Origin of the sequence: Streptomyces sp. NPDC005435 (assembly GCF_040703155.1) — a bacterium.
In the GTDB taxonomy this organism is placed as follows: domain Bacteria; phylum Actinomycetota; class Actinomycetes; order Streptomycetales; family Streptomycetaceae; genus Streptomyces.
In genome coordinates, this window is sequence record NZ_JBEXEQ010000030.1 from 16865 (window position 1) to 32961 (window position 16097).

Genomic DNA, 16097 nt, shown 5'->3' on the forward strand with positions numbered 1-16097 from the left:
CGGCGACGGGCCGTTCGCCCCTTATGCACGGAACTTCTCCCACCGTCTGGTCGTCAACGGCCGGGAAGTGATCGGGAGTCGGTCAGACGGCGGCCTTCTTCAGGCGGCGCCGCTCGCGCTCGGACAGGCCGCCCCAGATGCCGAAACGTTCATCGTTGGCGAGGGCGTATTCGAGGCATTCGGAGCGGACCTCGCACGCGAGGCAGACCTTCTTGGCCTCTCTCGTGGAGCCGCCCTTCTCGGGGAAGAAGGACTCGGGGTCGGTCTGGGCGCACAGCGCGCGCTCCTGCCAGCCGAGCTCCTCGTCCGCGTCGTCGACCAGCAGTTGCTGCACCAGCTCGGTCATGTGCGCCCCTCGTCCGTCTTTCGCGTCCCCGTGCGTAGCCGTAACCGTCCGGCTGAACGACACGAGTGAAATTACAAGTGTGCTGCTCCGGGCGAGTCAAGCCGAGATCTGCTATTGAGCCCGTTATTCACTCTGCGGAACCAAGGCCGTGCGTTAAGTGTTCAAATCGCCATAAACCTTGACACGCATGCGGGCCCGGAGGGACGGCGGACCTCGCACCATCTCTGTACGAGGAGAGACGCCCTCGTGTTCGTCCCCGTTCCGCGTGGCGTGGCACGCGGCCCGCGCCCGAGCACCCGGATGTGCCCCATGTGTCCCGGCCATCGGATGAACAAACCTTTCACCTCACAGATGAACCGGATGAGGTGAAACATGTCCCACATACCGGGCATCGAGTTGACACCGCTGGTGTGAGCCGCTGTCCTAGTGGGCATGCTCGCGAACTTGGCGCTCACCTCGACCCGCACCGCCGGGTCCTTCGGTGCTGCCCTCGTCCGCCGGAGCTGTTGCTGTTGTCCCAGCTGTTGAGCCCACCGCGCTCCAGCTGACACCGGACCCATCCCGGCCCGGTCGCACCTCCCGGTCCTGACACCTGTTCCAGGACACCCCGCACGCCCGCGATCCGGGCGGCCCCCGCGTGAACCTTCCGCCCCCCACTCCTCTTCCGAGGGACCACAGCACCCCGATGAACAGCGACAACGACCTCCAGATCGCCGGCGACATCCTCGAAGTACCCCATCTGCTCCAGCCGCCCCGTGAACACCCGGTGACCGTCGCCGAGTTCGCCGGGCTGGCCCGCGCCGTCGCCGCCGACCGCGCCCAGTGGGCCCACCTGGTCCGCTACGACGCCACCACCCGCTGGTACCACCGGCTGCGCACCGGACCCGGTTACGAGGTCTGGCTCCTGTCCTGGGTGCCGGGCCAGGGCAGCGGGCTCCACGACCACGGCCGCTCCTCCGGTGTCCTCACCGTCCTGGAGGGCGGCCTGACCGAGCGCACCGAGCGCGGCACGCGCGCGCTGACGGCCGGGGCCCAGCGGGTCTTCGCTCCCGGGTACGTGCACGAGGTGGTCAACGACTCCCTGGAGCCCGCGGTCAGCCTGCACATCTACTACCCGGGCCTCACCGCGATGCCGATGCACGCGTCGGCGCACGGGGAAGCGCACGGCGAGCTCCGCGCCGAGCCGTGCCCGGCGGTGGTGTGAGCCAGGTGTGAGCCACTCCCCCCGCTGAGCGTCCGCGGCGGCTGACAGACTGTGGCCATGCGCATTGTGGTTCTGGCAGGCGGCATCGGCGGTGCCCGGTTTCTGCGCGGTCTCAAGAAGGCCGCCCCGGACGCGGACATCACGGTCATCGGCAACACCGGCGACGACATCCATCTCTTCGGTCTGAAGGTCTGTCCGGACCTCGACACCGTGATGTACACGCTCGGCGGCGGCATCAACGAGGAGCAGGGCTGGGGCCGGGAGGACGAGAGCTTCCGGGTCAAGGAGGAGCTCGCGGCCTACGGCGCGGGACCGGGCTGGTTCGGCCTGGGCGACCGGGACTTCGCCACCCACATCGTGCGGACGCAGATGCTGGACGCCGGGTTTGCGCTGAGCGCCGTCACCGAGGCGCTGTGCGCCCGCTGGCAGCCCGGCGTGAAGCTGATCCCGATGACCGACGACCGCGTGGAGACCCACGTGGCCGTGGAGATCGAGGGCGAGCGCAAGGCCGTCCACTTCCAGGAGTACTGGGTGCGGCTGCGCGCCTCCGTACCCGCCGAGGCCGTCGTACCGGTCGGCGCCGAGCAGTCCAAGCCCGCGCCCGGCGTCCTGGAGGCCATCGCCGAGGCCGACGTCATCCTCTTCCCGCCGTCCAACCCCGTCGTGTCCGTGGGCACGATCCTCGCCGTGCCCGGCATCCGCGAGGCCATCGCCGAGGCGGGCGTGCCGGTGGTGGGGCTCTCCCCCATCGTCGGGGACGCGCCCGTGCGCGGGATGGCCGACAAGGTGCTCGCGGCGGTCGGCGTGGAGTCCACCGCCGCCGCCGTGGCCGCGCACTACGGCTCCGGCCTCCTGGACGGCTGGCTGGTCGACACCGTCGACGCCGGCGCGGTCGGGCGGGTGGAGGCGGACGGCATCCGCTGCCGGGCCGTACCGCTGATGATGACCGACGAGGACGCGGCCGCCGCCATGGCGCGCGAGGCGCTGGCGCTGGCCGAGGAGGTGCGGGCCGCGTGACCACGAGCGAGTACCGCGTCTGGGCCCCCGACGGGCTGCCCGAGGTGGCGCCGGGCGACGACCTGGCCAAGCTGATCGCGGCCGCCGAACCGGGGCTCGCCGACGGGGACGTCCTGCTCGTCACCTCCAAGATCGTGTCCAAGGCCGAGGGCCGGATCCTCCAGGCCGCCGACCGTGAGGCCGCGATCGACGCCGAGACGGTCCGGGTGGTGGCCCGGCGCGGTCCGCTGCGCATCGTGGAGAACCGGCAGGGCCTCGTCATGGCCGCCGCCGGGGTGGACGCGTCCAACACGCCCGGGGGCACAGTCCTCCTCCTCCCGGAGGACCCGGACGCCTCCGCGCGCGCGATCCGTGAGGGCCTGCGCGACGCGCTCGGCGTCGGCGTGGGCGTGGTCGTCACCGACACCTTCGGGCGGCCGTGGCGCGCGGGCCTGACCGACGTGGCGATCGGCGCCGCCGGGGTGCGGGTCCTGGACGACCTGCGCGGCGGCACCGACGCGCACGGCAACCCGCTCTCCGCCACCGTCGTCGCCACCGCCGACGAACTCGCGGCGGCGGGCGACCTGGTCAAGGGCAAGTCCGCCGGGCGCCCGGTGGCCGTACTGCGCGGCCTGCCGCACGTGGTGACCGGCCCGGATGAAGGTGACGAAGACGGCGAGGGCGGCGAGGCCGGCGGAGGTGCGCGGGCGCTGGTGCGCTCCGCGCGCGACGACATGTTCCGGCTCGGCACCTCCGAGGCGGTCCGCGAGGCGGTGACCCAGCGGCGCACGGTACGGGCCTTCACCGACGAGCCGGTGGACCCGGGCGCCGTCCGCCGCGCGGTGGCCGCCGCCGTGACCGCGCCCGCGCCGCACCACACCACGCCGTGGCGGTTCGTGCTGCTGGAATCGGCCGAGTCCCGGCTGCGGCTGCTCGACGCGATGCGGGACGCCTGGATCGCGGACCTGCGCCGGGACGGCAAGAGCGAGGAGTCCATCGCCAAGCGCGTCCGCCGGGGCGACGTGCTGCGCAACGCGCCGTACCTGGTCGTGCCCTGCCTCGTCATGGACGGCTCGCACACCTACGGCGACGCGCGGCGCGACGGTGCCGAGCGGGAGATGTTCGTGGTCGCCATGGGCGCGGGCGTGCAGAACCTGCTGGTCGCGCTGGCCGGGGAGCGGCTGGGCTCGGCCTGGGTGTCGTCCACCATGTTCTGCCGGGACGTCGTGCGCGAGGTACTGGACCTGCCGGCCGACTGGTCCCCGATGGGCGCCGTCGCCGTCGGCCACCCCGCCCAGGACCCGGCACCGCGCCCGGCGCGTGACGCGGGCGCGTTCATCGAGGTCCGCTGAAAGGGGGCGGGGGCCTAGTCTCGTAGGGCAGCCCCCGCACCTCCCGCATCCCTAGGACCTCATCCGTGGCAGGACGTTTCGCTCCCCGGCCCGTTACGCGTACGACCGTGCGCGGCGGGGAGGGCACCGTGTCCGCCCCGGTGCCCCGGCAGGCGAGCGCGCCCCGCACCCGTTCATGGGCGCCGGAGGGGCCCCTCGACCTCGGTCTCGTGCTCGGGCCGCTGCGGCGCGGGCCCGGCGATCCGACGTTCCGGGCGGCGCGCGACGGCTCGGTGTGGCGGGCCTGCCGTACGCCCGCGGGGCCCGGCACACTGCGGGTGTCCGCGCGGGGCGGCGAGGTGTGCGGCGAGGCGTGGGGTCCGGGCGCGGAGTGGCTGCTCGACCGGCTGCCCGAGCTGCTGGGCGCCGCCGACGACCCCGGGGCGTTCGAGCCCCGGCACCGGATCGTGGCCCTGGCACGGCACCGGCGGCCCGGACTGCGGCTGACCCGCACCGGACTGGTGCTGGAGTCGCTGATCCCCTCGGTGCTTGAGCAGAAGGTCACGACCGACGAGGCGTACCGGGCGTGGCGGCTGCTGGTGTGCCGGTTCGGGGAGCCGGCGCCGGGTCCCGCCGGGACGGGCGAGCGGCCCCTGTACGTGATGCCCGCGCCCCGTGCCTGGGCGCTGATCCCCTCCTGGGAGTGGCACCGGGCGGGCGTCGACGACAAGCGCGCGTCGACGATTCTGCGCGCGGTACGGGTCGCCGCGCGGCTGGAGCGGACGACGGTCCTGCCTGCCGCCGAGGCGCGGGCCCTTCTGGAGGTCGTGCCCGGCATCGGGCCCTGGACCTCGGCGGAGGTGGTGCAGCGCAGTCATGGTGCGGCTGACGAGGTGACCGTGGGGGATCTTCACCTTCCCCGTATCGTCGGCTGGGCCCTGGCGGGGGACCGTGACGCCGACGACACGGAGATGCTGCGCCTGCTTGAGCCGTACGCCCCGCAGGGGCAGCGGCATCGGGCGGCTCGGTTGATTCTGCTCAGCGGGAACGCGCCGGCCCGGCGGAAGCCGAAGATGCCGCGAGTGGACATCGGGCGCCTGTAAAGCAAGGGGCACGCTACGAAGGGGCGCGGGGAACTGCGCGACAAGCCACGACGAACCCGCACCCACCCCCTACGTGTCGGACTACATGTCGGACGAGAACCGCACCGCCCCCGCCGGGATCTGCGCCCCGCACCACACCCGGACCCCGTCGCGGAGTTCGTTGTCCGCGCCGACCACCGCGCCGTCGCCGACCACCGCGCCGGTGAGGACGGAACGCTCCCCCACCCGGGCCCGGACGCCGATGAGCGAGTCGGAGATGACGGCACCCGCCTCCACGACCGCCCCCGGCAGGATCGCCGAGCCCGAGACCCGCGCGCCTTCCGCGACGAACGCGCCCTCGCCCACCACCGTGCCGCCGGTCAGCTTGGCGTCGGGGGCGACCGTGGCCGTGGGGAGGATCAGGCGGTCGCCCCGGCGGCCGGGGACGGCCGGGGAGGGGGCGCGGCCCAGGACGAGGTCGGCCGAGCCGCGGACGAAGGCGGCCGGGGTGCCGAGGTCGAGCCAGTAGGTGGAGTCGACCATGCCCTGGAGGTGGGCCCCGGCGGCCAGCAGTCCGGGGAAGGTCTCGCGCTCGACCGAGACGGGGCGCCCCGCCGGGATCGCGTCGATGACCGAGCGGCGGAAGACGTAGGCGCCCGCGTTGATCTGGTCGGTGACGATCTCCTCGGGGGTCTGCGGCTTCTCCAGGAAGGCCAGCACGCGCCCGGTGTCGTCGGTGGGGACCAGGCCGTACGCGCGCGGGTCGGTCACCTTGGTCAGGTGCAGGGAGACGTCCGCGCCGGTGGACTCGTGGGTGTCCACCAGGGCCCGGATGTCGAGTCCGGTGAGGATGTCGCCGTTGAAGACGAGTACCGGCTCGTCGGGCCCCGAGCGCAGTCGGGCGGCCACGTTGCGGATGGCACCTCCGGTGCCGAGGGGCTCCCGCTCGGTGACGTACTCGATGTGCAGGCCGAGGGCGGAGCCGTCGCCGAAGTACGGTTCGAAGACCTCGGCGAGATAGCTCGTGGCGAGGACGATGTGCTCGACGCCCGCCGCTCTGGCCCGGGCCAGCTGGTGGGTGAGGAACGGCACCCCGGCCGCCGGGACCATGGGCTTGGGCGTGTGCACCGTGAGCGGTCGCAGCCGGGTGCCCTTGCCTCCGACCAGGAGAATCGCTTCTGTCACCTGTCGTCTCTGCTTCCTGCCGGGACCGCCGAAACGTCTCGTTTCGGCCGGCCAGTGTATGCAGACCGTGCGACGGTGCCCCGGGTGGCCGCGCGGTGTTCCGCGTGATCGGCGCGCGGTCTTCCCCCGGCCGCACCCGCCGTCCCCACCCGCCCCCCGACGGCACGCTCTTCCCCTTCGGGTAGAGGTTGCCACCGCCGGCCGCCGGGCAACCCTTGTGCCACGCCCGCCGGGGCGCCTCCGCCGTGCCCGTGTGCCCCACCGGCCGGCCGGCGCGGCGTACTCTTGCGCGGGTGACTGCCACCGATCGCACCCCCGCCGACCTGCTGCGTTCCGCGCTCGCCGCGGACGCGGGCCGCCCCCTGGTGACGTACTACGACGACGCCACGGGCGAACGCGTCGAGTTGTCCGTGGCCACCTTCGCCAACTGGGTGGCCAAGACCGCCAATCTGCTCCAGGGCGAGCTGAACGCCGGACCCGGCGACCGGGTGGCGCTCATGCTGCCCGCGCACTGGCAGACGGCCGTGTGGCTGCTGGCCTGCGCGTCGGTGGGCGCCGTGGCCGACATGGACGGCAACGCCGCCGCGGCCGACGTGGTGGTCAGCGGCCCGGACTCCCTTGAGGCGGCGCGGGCGTGCCGGGGCGAGCGGGTGGCCATGGCGCTGCGCCCGCTGGGCGGCCGGTTCCCGCAGCCCCCGGAGGGCTTCCTCGACTACGCGGCCGAAGTACCGGGCCAGGGCGACCGGTTCGCGCCGTTCGCGCCCGTGGACCCGGACGAGCCCGCGCTGATCGTGGCCGGGGCGGAGTTCGGCGCGGCCGAGGTGGTCGAGCGGGCCCGCGCGGCGGCGCCCGCGCTGGACCTGACCGGCCCGGGCTCCCGGCTGCTGTCGGGGCTGCCGTACGACACCTGGGACGGGCTGAGCGCGGGGCTGTACGCGCCGCTGGCCGCCGGCGGTTCGGTGGTGCTGTGCCGCAACCTGGACCGCCTGGACGCCGACGCCCTCGCCAAGCGCATCGAGGCCGAACGGGTCACGGCAGCGCGCCACTGACCCGCCGGGGCCGTCCTCACCCGTCCGGCGCAGCAAAGGGCGGCCCGGGGCCCGTATCGCCGCCATGGTCGTAGCAGAGGGATGTGACGCTCGTACGCCATGGATCGGGGTGGACCTGACGTGCCCGACAGCGCAGGCAGGCCCCCCGCTGCGGGCCGCCCCGGGTCCTCGGCCACCGGTGACGGGCTGGCCCGGCGGCGCAGGCGCCGGTGGGTCAGGGGTACGGCGCTGGGCTCGGTCATGCTGCTGCTGGCGGCCGCCGGAGCGGGCTGGGCCGTCTACGACCGGCTCAGTTCCAACATCACCCCCGACGACGCGGCCGCCCGCGAGCTGGCCCGCTACGAACGCGAGCGGCCCACCGCGCTGGTGAAGGACGCCCAGAACATCCTGCTGATCGGCTCCGACACCCGGGCCGGGGACAACGGGAAGTACGGCCGCGACACGGGCACCGCGCGCTCCGACACCACGATCCTGCTGCACCTGGCCGCCGACCGGCGCAGCGCCACCGCCGTCTCGCTGCCCCGGGACCTGATGGTGCACGTCCCCGAGTGCGTGGGCGCGGACGGCGCCCGTACCGAGCCGGTGTTCGCGATGCTCAACCACGCCTTCCAGCTGGGTGGTTCGGCCTGCACGATCCGTACCGTCGAGGAGCTGACCGGCATCCGGGTGGACCATCACATGGTCGTGGACTTCAGCGGGTTCAAGGAGATGGTGGACGCGGTCGACGGGGTGCGGCTGTGTCTGAAGGAGCCCGTCGACGACAAGGCGGCCGGGCTCAGGCTGCCCGCGGGCGCGGTGACCCTCGACGGGGAGCAGGCGCTCGGTTACGTACGCGTCCGCAAGACCCTCGGCGACGGCAGCGACACCGACCGGATGGAGCGCCAGCAGCGCTTCCTCGGCGCCCTGGTGGACAAGGTGCGCGGCAGCGACGTGCTGCTGAACCCGGTGAAGCTCTATCCGGTGCTGGACGCGGCGACCTCGGCGCTCACCACGGACCCGGAACTGGCCAGTCTGCGGGGTTTGTACCAGTTGGTGCGCGGGCTGCGTGACATCCCCACCGAACATGTGCAGTTCCTGACGGTTCCCCGCGAGGCGTACGTCTACGACTCCAATCGCGACCAGCTCGTGGAGCCGGACGCCGGCCGCCTCTTCTCGCGGCTGCGGGCGGACCGGCCCGTCGCGGTGGCCAAGGACACTTCGCCTGAAAACACCGGTAATGCCCATCAGCAAGGCTCCACGAACGACCCTTCTCCGGTGCCGACTTTTCACGGGAACACGGCCGCAGATCCGGCCTGTGAGTAATGCGCCCGCCAAAACGGCGAACTTTTGTTCAGGATTATGGGAGGGATTGCCCGGTTGTGAAACGTGGAATTTGTCACGCGCGTCGTCCAACGCTGAACTGGGCGGATAGTGTGAGCGATCCGATGCACCCGGCCGCGAGGTCCAGCCCCTGAGGCCGTGCGTCGATTCACCGAGACCCGAGCGCCTACGAGGGGGAAGGCGCCGCGTGGCCCCGACGGAGGATTCGGACAACCGTGGACGCGCAAAGCCGTGGGCGGGCGGACAACATCGACCCCGCAGACCAGTGGGTACTCAATCCGAACACCGGCGAATACGAACTGCGACTAAATCCTTCCGGAGCGCAATCGCCGGTTCCCGGTCCGCGTAGATCCGCCCGCCGTGACAACGGCGCCGCGCCTCCGCGTCAGCGCGGCGACGCGCCGCCCCGGGAGCCCCGGGAGCGCGAGGCGGAGGTCCCGCAGCAGCCCCGCCGGCGCCGGGGTGCCGAGCCCGAGCCGGAGCCGCAGGGACGGCGCGGTGGCCGGCGCCCCCCGCAGAAGCCGAAGAAGTCGAAGGCGAAGAAGATACTCGCCTGGACCGGCGGGAGCATGGCGCTCGTGCTGGTCGCCGTGGGCTCGGCGGGCTACCTCTATCTGAAGCACCTCGAAGGCAACGTCGACACGACCGACGTCGGCAGCGTGGCCGAGAAGGGCTTCAGCAAGGACGGCGCCTTCAACATCCTGATCATCGGCACCGACCGGCGCACCGGCAAGGGCAACGAGGGCTACGGCGACAAGAACAGCGTCGGCCACGCGGACACCAACATCCTGCTGCACGTCGCCAAGGACCGTACGAACGCCACCGCGCTGAGCATCCCGCGTGACCTGGTCGTGGACATCCCCGACTGCGAGACCGTCGAGCCGGACGGCAGCAAGAAGATCATCCAGGGCACCTCGCAGGACCGCTTCAACACGAGCCTCGGCCAGGAGGGCCGCGACCCGGGCTGCACCATGAAGACCGTGCAGGCCGTCACCGGCATCAAGCCCGGGCACTTCATGATGGTCGACTTCAACGCGGTCAAGACGCTGACCACGGCGGTGGGCGGTGTCGACGTGTGCCTCGCGCACGCGGTGAACGACACGGACTCGCACCTCAACCTCCCCGCCGGAACGTCGAACGTGAAGGGCGAGCAGGCGCTGGCCTTCGTCCGTACCCGGCACAGTTTCGGCAACCATGGTGACCTCGACCGCATCAAGGCGCAGCAGCAGTTCATGGGCTCGCTGATGCGCAAGATGTCCTCCAGTGACACCCTGCGCAGCCCCACCAAGCTGCTCGACCTGGCGGACGCGGCCACCAAGGCGCTCACCGTCGACAAGGGCATCGGCTCGGTGAGCACGCTCAAGGACATAGCGCTGGAGCTGAAGAAGGTCCCGCCGAAGAACATCTCCTTCATGACGGTGCCGGTGAAGGACAACCCGGCGGACGGTGTCATCCACAAGACCGTGATCCTCGACCCGGTCGCGGCTCCCCCGATCTTCGACGCCATCAACAACGACGTGTCCTTCACGGACGTCAAAAAGAAGAAGAAGGCCGCCAAGGACGCCCAGGCCGCCCGGCTCAAGGGCAGCCGGGCCGCGGCCTCCGACGTCCGGGTGCGCATCTTCAACGGCGGCGCCGCGGGCGGCAGCGCCCAGGACACCCTGGTGTGGCTGCAGAACGACAAGGGCGTGCTCAAGTCGGAGAACGCGGGCAACGCACCCGCGGAACTCGCCAAGACCACCTTGGAGTACGGCCCCGACCAGGCGCCTCAGGCGCGTGAACTGGCCGCCCTCATGGGCCTGTCGGGCTCCGCGCTCAAGCCGGGCAAGAGCGTGACCAACAGCCAGGGGCTGCCGGAGATGACGCTGACCCTCGGCAAGGACTTCAAGGGCGCGGGCGTCTCGATGACCGCGCCGTCGAAGGCCCCGGAGGTCGCGAACAAGTCGACGGCCGACAAGACACAGTGCGCTTCGTAGGCAACGGATCGCAGGGGAACTCGTAGGTAACGCTTCGGGCCCGTCGTGCGTCTATAAGGACGCGGGACGGGCCCGTTTGCTTGGTGCGGTACAGGAGGCCGGGGAGTTGGCGCAGAGCAGCGTACGGGGGAAGGCCGGTCCGGAGGGGGCGGAGACAGCCGCACCGGACGGCCAGGGCCCTTCGGGGGGCGGCAGACGAGGGGCCCGGCGAGGGCGGGAGCACGGCCGGGGGCGGCGGGTGCTGCGCTGGGCGGCGATCGTGCTGGCGCTGGTGATACTCGGGTCGGCGGGGGCCGGCTATCTCTACTATCGGCATCTCAACGGCAACATCACCAAGGGCAGCCGGATCAGCGGCGACGACTCCAAGGTGCGGCGTACCCGGCCCGACGCGGCGGGCCGTACCCCGCTGAACATCCTGCTCATCGGCTCCGACAGCCGTAACTCCGCCGAGAACGTCAAGCTCGGCGGCAGCAAGGACAACCGGGGCAACCCGCCGCTCGGCGACGTGCAGATGCTGATCCATCTCTCGGCGGACCGCGAGAGCGCCGCCATGGTGAGCATCCCGCGCGACACCCGCGTGGCGATCCCCAAGTGCGTGGACCCCGACACCAAGCGGGTCTACCCGCCCACCGAGGACATCATCAACACCACGCTGGCCCGGGGCGGCGCGGGCTGCACGCTGGCCACCTGGGAGGACCTGACCGGTGTCTACATCGACCACTGGATGACCATCGACTTCGCCGGTGTGGTGCGGATGGCCGACGCCATCGGCGGCGTCGACGTCTGCGTCAACCAGAACGTCTGGGACCACTCGACGCCCGCCCAGCGCGGCGGCTCCGGGCTGAAGCTGACGGCCGGTCACCGCAAGGTGAAGGGCGTGCAGGCCCTCCAGTGGCTGCGCACCCGGCACGCCTGGGGCAGCGACGTGATGCGCGCCCGCGCCCAGCACATGTACCTCAACTCGATGATCCGCACGCTCAAGGGCCAGAACGTCTTCACCGACAGCGGGCGCCTGATGGACCTGGCCGAGGCGGCCACCAAGTCCCTGACGGTGTCCCAGGAGATCGGCACCGTCAAGAAGCTCTACGACCTCGGCACCCAGCTGAAGTCCGTCCCGGCCGACCGCATCACCTCGGTCACCATGCCCAACGTCGAGGACCCGCTCAACAAGGAGCACGTGGTGCCGCAGAAGGCGGGCTCCGACAAGCTGTGGGAGATGCTCCGCGACGACGTGCCCCTGGACCGCAACGGCAAGCCGTCCAAGGCGAAGTCCACGTCCCAGCCGGCCAAGACGCCTTCGGTCCGGCCGGCGCAGCTCGGGGTGGTCGTGGCCAACGGCACCGGCAGTTCGACGCTGGCCGCCGTGCCGGGCCGCGCGGCGGCGATCGGCACGGTTCTGACACAGGCCGGGTACGGCAGGGCGACCAAGGACGCCTCGGCCGCGCTGTCCCAGGACGAGACGGTCGTGCGTTATCCGAGCGCCGATCTGGAGGGCGACGCGCAGGGCGTGGCCAAGGCGCTCGGCATCCCGCTGAGCCAGGTGGAGCGGTCCACGGCCGTCTCCGGGGTGACGGTGATCGTCGGCGCGGACTGGCGCACCGGCAACGCGTACCCGAAGAAGTCCGCCCCGAAGGCCGGTGACATCCCCGAGGGATCGGACGCCATCAACGGCGCGGACTCCTCCCGGTGCATGGACGTGTACCAGCCCTACCGGTGGTAGGAGACGCGTGAAAGGGGCCCTTCCGGCGAGCGGAGGGGCCCCTTTCCGTCCGGCGCGGCGTCAACGGGTTCACAAGGGCCTCGCGTTACCGCGAACGGGGGACACCGTTGCGCGCCGCCGGGGCTGTGGCGCGGGCTGGAGATCGTATCGGCCTACGGTTCGTACAAACCCCACGTACGGCCCAGCCCGGAGGTGTCCCTTGCCCAGACCGCCTCGGCCCCCCTCCCCCTCGGCCAAGGGCGGTGCGGCCGCCCCGGGCCCACGGCGCCGTCCGCAGCCGCCCGGGCGGGCGCCACGGGCGGCTCTCGTACGGCGCCGCCGGCCGCGCTGGGGCATGCGGGCAGTGACCGCGCTGTCCGTGGTGGTGCTCGCCTCCGCCGGGATCGGCCACGCGCTCGTCACCGGGCTCGACTCGGGCATCGCGCGGGTGGACGCGTTCAAGGACATGAAGAACCGGCCCGCCGCGGGCCACGGCATGAACGTCCTGCTGGTCGGCACCGACGGCCGCGACAAGATCACCGAGCGGGAGCGGCAGGCGTACAAGCTGGGCGGGGCGCCCTGCCACTGCACCGACACGATCATGATCGTGCACATCTCGCAGGACCGGGACCGGGCGAGCGTGGTGAGCCTGCCGCGCGACTCCTACGCCGAGCTGCCGGCGCACGTCGATCAGAGCACCGGCGAGCCGCACCACGCGCACCCCGTCAAGCTGAACGCGGCCTACGCCGAGGGCGGGCCCCAGCTGACCGTGCGCACGGTGGAGGCGATGACGCATGTGAAGATCGACCACTATCTGGAGGTCGACTTCGCCAGCTTCATGCGGACCGTGGACGTGCTCGGCGGGGTCACCGTGTGCACGCCGACCACGCTGAAGGACTCGTACACCGGGCTGGACCTCGCGCCCGGCGACCACACCCTCACCGGCGGGCAGGCACTGCAGTACGTGCGCGCCCGGCACGTGGACGGCGCGAGCGACCTGGGGCGGATGCAGCGGCAGCAGCGGTTCATGGCCGCGCTGATCGAGCGGGCGACGTCCTCGGGGGTGCTGCTCAACCCGATGCGGTTCCGGGACGTGACGCGGGCGGTGCTGGGGTCGGTGCGGGCGGACGCCGGGTTCGGCACGAACGAGCTGCTGGACCTCGGGCGGGCGATGCGGAACTTCTCCCCCTCGTCCTCCGAGTTCACCACCGTGCCGATCGGGCAGATGGGCTTCGTCGTCAACGGCATCGGCTCGACCCTGAAGTGGGACAAGGCCAAGGCGGACCGGCTCTTCGCCGCCCTGCGCGAGGACAAGCCGCTCGCCCCGGTCCGCGCGAAGCACGTCCCCGCCGCGACCACCGTCGAGGTCGCGCCCTCCTCGATCCGGGTCCGGGTGGAGAACGGCACCGGCACGGCGGGGCTCGGCAGAAAGGTGGACGCCGCTCTGGCCTCCACCGGCTTCGCGACCACCCGCCAGCCCGCCACGGCCCCCCACCCGGTCCCGCGCACGGTCATCTCCTACGACCCCCGCTGGGACCGCTCCGCCCGCTCCCTCGCCGTAGCCCTCCCCGGCAGCGAACTCCGCCCCGTCCCCGGCCAGGGCGCGGTACTGAGGGTGACGGCAGGCCCCGACTTCAAGGACGTCCACAAGGTCAAGGGCCCGGACACGGCCCAGCCGGACTCCCCGGTGGTCCATGGGGACGAGGTGGTGTGCACAGGCAAGACGTGAGGGCTCCGCCGGTTCAGCGGGGAGGGGCGGTGCTTGGCTGGTCCGGCGGGGACTCGGCCGGGCTCCGGCGAACCCGGCAGGCCCCGCGGGAAAAGGGCACGGCAGGAACCGCCATCGCTGAACCCCCGGAGGGAACCGTCAGTCCTCGATGCCGTCGGCCGCCCGCTGTTCGCGCAGCTCGCGGATGGCGCGGCGGCGGGCCAGGCGGTGGCTGCGGCGGATCTGGGCCTCCTGGTGGCGGCGGCGGTCGCGTTCCGTCTCCGGGATCACCGGCGGGACCGCGCGCGGCTTGCCGTCGGCGTCCACGGCGGTGAAGACCAGGTAGGCCGAGCCGACCTGGGTGGGCGGCGCCGACTCGTTCCAGCGCTCGGCGAGGACGCGTACACCGATCTCCATGGAGGTGCGGCCGGTCCAGTTGACCTGGGCCTTCACATGGACCAGGTCACCCACGCGGACCGGCTCCAGGAAGGCCATCTCGTCCATGGACGCGGTGACGGCGGGACCTCCGGAGTGCCGGCCGGCCACCGCGCCCGCGGCGTCGTCGACCAGTTTCATGATCACCCCGCCGTGCACCGACCCCAGAAGGTTGGTGTCGTTGTGGGTCATGATGTGGCTGAGGGTGGTGCGAGAAGCCGAGGTGGGCTTGCCCGGGATCTCCGGAAGCTCGGTCGGCGGGACCTGGTCTGTCATGTCCCCCACTTTAAGCGGAAGCCGCATTCGCGATATTTGTGTCGCCTTCGCAACAGCCCCGCTCCGATTTTCCGACAACCCTTGTAAGGCACCTGCCCGCACCCTGCACACTTGGGCCCATGAATGACTGGCCCGAGGGATGGTCCGACAACGAACGCGGACCCCGCTACGGACGCGGCAGCGCCGGCGCGCAGCCGGAAGGCGCACGCTCGATGCGTCAGGTGGGGCGCGGCCCGGTACCCCCGGGTCAGCGCTCGTACGGCTCCCAAGGCCCCTCGGCGCCTCCGTACGGCGCCGGGGTGCCGCAGCAGCCGTCGTACGTCGACGGCCGGGGAGGCACCGGCTACGACAGCGGCTACAACACGGGCCAGGTCTACGGCGGCGGCGGTCCCGGCGGCCCGGCGGCGCCCGGCACCCGCGCTCCGCGCCCCGCCCCGAACTGGGGCCGCCGGATCAAGCTGACGACGATCACCGTGCTGAGTGTGCTGATCGTCACCTCGGTCGCCACCTACTTCTGGGCCGACTCCAAGCTGCACCGGGACGTCGACCTGTCCAAGGTGATCGACCGGCCGGCCGAGGGCGAGGGCACCAACTATCTGATCGTCGGCTCCGACAGCCGCAAGGGCATGTCGGACGAGGAGAAGAAGAAGCTGCACACCGGCTCCGCCGAGGGCCAGCGCACCGACTCGATGATGATCCTGCACGTCGGCTCGAACGGCGACACCCTCATATCGCTGCCGCGCGACTCGAACGTCACGATCCCGAGCTTCAAGGGCTCGGACTCCGGCAAGCTCTACCCGTCCCCCGGCGCCACCAAGCTGAACGCGGCCTACGCCAAGGACGGCCCCACGCTCCTGGTCCGCACGGTCGAGTACAACACCGGCCTGCACATCGACCACTACGTGGAGATCGGCTTCGCGGGCTTCGCCAGCATCGTGGACGCCGTCGGCGGGGTGGAGATGAAGCTCGACCAGGGCTTCAAGGACAAGTACTCCGGCGCCGACTTCAAGGCGGGCAAGCAGACCCTCAACGGCGAGCAGGCCCTCGCCTTCGTCCGCACCCGGCACGCCTTCGCGGCCTCCGACCTCCAGCGCACGAAGAACCAGCAGAAGTTCCTCTCCGCGCTGTCCCACCAGGTGGCCACCCCGTCCACCGTCCTGAACCCCTTCACGTTCTACCCGACCATGAGCGCCGGCCTGGACTCCCTCACGGTCGACAAGGACATGAGCCTGTGGGACCTCGCCTCCATGTTCTGGGCCATGAAGGGCGTCAGCGGCGGCGACGGCACCTCCATGAACATGCCCGTCTCCGGCTCGGTCGGCGGCAACCTCGTCTGGGACAAGGCGAAGGTCCAGACCCTGGTGAACGAGCTGAAGAACGACGAGAAGGTGACGGTCACGGGCAACTGAGGCTCTGACACACGCACACGCACACGCACAACGCGGAAGGCGCCTCCCCAGTCGTACCGGGAGGGCGCCTTCCGTCGTTTC

Annotated in this window: 13 protein-coding genes; 10 read left to right on the forward strand and 3 right to left on the reverse strand. The window is 71.8% G+C overall.

Annotated elements, in window-relative coordinates; genetic code table 11:
- Positions 1 to 82: 82 nt before the first annotated feature.
- Positions 83 to 346, reverse strand: coding sequence for a WhiB family transcriptional regulator (locus AB0898_RS29195; protein ID WP_003975777.1), 264 nt, complete (start codon positions 344 to 346; stop codon positions 83 to 85).
- A 685-nt stretch (positions 347 to 1031) separates the two neighbouring features.
- On the opposite strand from AB0898_RS29195, the gene AB0898_RS29200 reads away from it, so the two are divergent.
- The 4 genes from AB0898_RS29200 to AB0898_RS29215 all read left to right on the forward strand — a co-directional run bounded on the left by AB0898_RS29200 (position 1032) and on the right by AB0898_RS29215 (position 4980).
- Positions 1032 to 1550, forward strand: a complete 519-nt coding sequence (locus AB0898_RS29200) for a cysteine dioxygenase family protein (RefSeq protein ID WP_366806031.1) — start codon at positions 1032 to 1034, stop codon at positions 1548 to 1550.
- Between the two features lie 57 nt (positions 1551 to 1607).
- Positions 1608 to 2567, forward strand: a complete 960-nt coding sequence (gene cofD, locus AB0898_RS29205) for a 2-phospho-L-lactate transferase (RefSeq protein WP_366806032.1) — start codon at positions 1608 to 1610, stop codon at positions 2565 to 2567.
- Positions 2564 to 3898, forward strand: a complete 1335-nt coding sequence (locus AB0898_RS29210) for a coenzyme F420-0:L-glutamate ligase (RefSeq protein WP_366806033.1) — start codon at positions 2564 to 2566, stop codon at positions 3896 to 3898. Before cofD ends, AB0898_RS29210 begins: the two co-directional genes overlap by 4 nt.
- A gap of 65 nt (positions 3899 to 3963) precedes the next feature.
- On the forward strand, positions 3964 to 4980 hold the full coding sequence (locus tag AB0898_RS29215) for a DNA-3-methyladenine glycosylase 2 family protein (protein ID WP_366806034.1): 1017 nt from the start codon (positions 3964 to 3966) through the stop codon (positions 4978 to 4980).
- An 81-nt stretch (positions 4981 to 5061) separates the two neighbouring features.
- Here AB0898_RS29215 and AB0898_RS29220 read toward each other — a convergent pair whose 3' ends face one another.
- Positions 5062 to 6144: an NDP-sugar synthase gene (locus tag AB0898_RS29220; RefSeq protein WP_366806035.1), complete on the reverse strand. Its 1083-nt coding sequence runs from the start codon at positions 6142 to 6144 to the stop codon at positions 5062 to 5064.
- 293 nt (positions 6145 to 6437) lie between these two features.
- On the opposite strand from AB0898_RS29220, the gene AB0898_RS29225 reads away from it, so the two are divergent.
- The 5 genes from AB0898_RS29225 to AB0898_RS29245 all read left to right on the forward strand — a co-directional run bounded on the left by AB0898_RS29225 (position 6438) and on the right by AB0898_RS29245 (position 13917).
- Complete coding sequence (locus AB0898_RS29225) at positions 6438 to 7193, forward strand: TIGR03089 family protein (protein WP_366806036.1); 756 nt, start codon at positions 6438 to 6440, stop codon at positions 7191 to 7193.
- A gap of 120 nt (positions 7194 to 7313) precedes the next feature.
- The gene (locus tag AB0898_RS29230) at positions 7314 to 8495 is read left to right on the forward strand and encodes an LCP family protein (RefSeq protein ID WP_366806038.1); all 1182 of its coding nucleotides are present in this window, start codon (positions 7314 to 7316) and stop codon (positions 8493 to 8495) included.
- A 233-nt stretch (positions 8496 to 8728) separates the two neighbouring features.
- On the forward strand, positions 8729 to 10489 hold the full coding sequence (locus AB0898_RS29235; protein ID WP_366806039.1) for an LCP family protein: 1761 nt from the start codon (positions 8729 to 8731) through the stop codon (positions 10487 to 10489).
- A gap of 106 nt (positions 10490 to 10595) precedes the next feature.
- Positions 10596 to 12209: an LCP family protein gene (locus tag AB0898_RS29240; protein WP_407078427.1), complete on the forward strand. Its 1614-nt coding sequence runs from the start codon at positions 10596 to 10598 to the stop codon at positions 12207 to 12209.
- 334 nt (positions 12210 to 12543) lie between these two features.
- On the forward strand, positions 12544 to 13917 hold the full coding sequence (locus AB0898_RS29245; RefSeq protein WP_366806040.1) for an LCP family protein: 1374 nt from the start codon (positions 12544 to 12546) through the stop codon (positions 13915 to 13917).
- Positions 13918 to 14055: 138 nt separating this feature from the next.
- Here AB0898_RS29245 and AB0898_RS29250 read toward each other — a convergent pair whose 3' ends face one another.
- Complete coding sequence (locus AB0898_RS29250) at positions 14056 to 14607, reverse strand: acyl-CoA thioesterase (protein ID WP_366806041.1); 552 nt, start codon at positions 14605 to 14607, stop codon at positions 14056 to 14058.
- A 119-nt stretch (positions 14608 to 14726) separates the two neighbouring features.
- Here AB0898_RS29250 and AB0898_RS29255 point away from each other — a divergent pair, with 119 nt between their 5' ends.
- Entirely contained in the window at positions 14727 to 16016 is a 1290-nt protein-coding gene (locus AB0898_RS29255) for an LCP family protein (protein WP_366806042.1), read from the forward strand.
- The last annotated feature ends 81 nt before the right edge of the window (positions 16017 to 16097 follow it).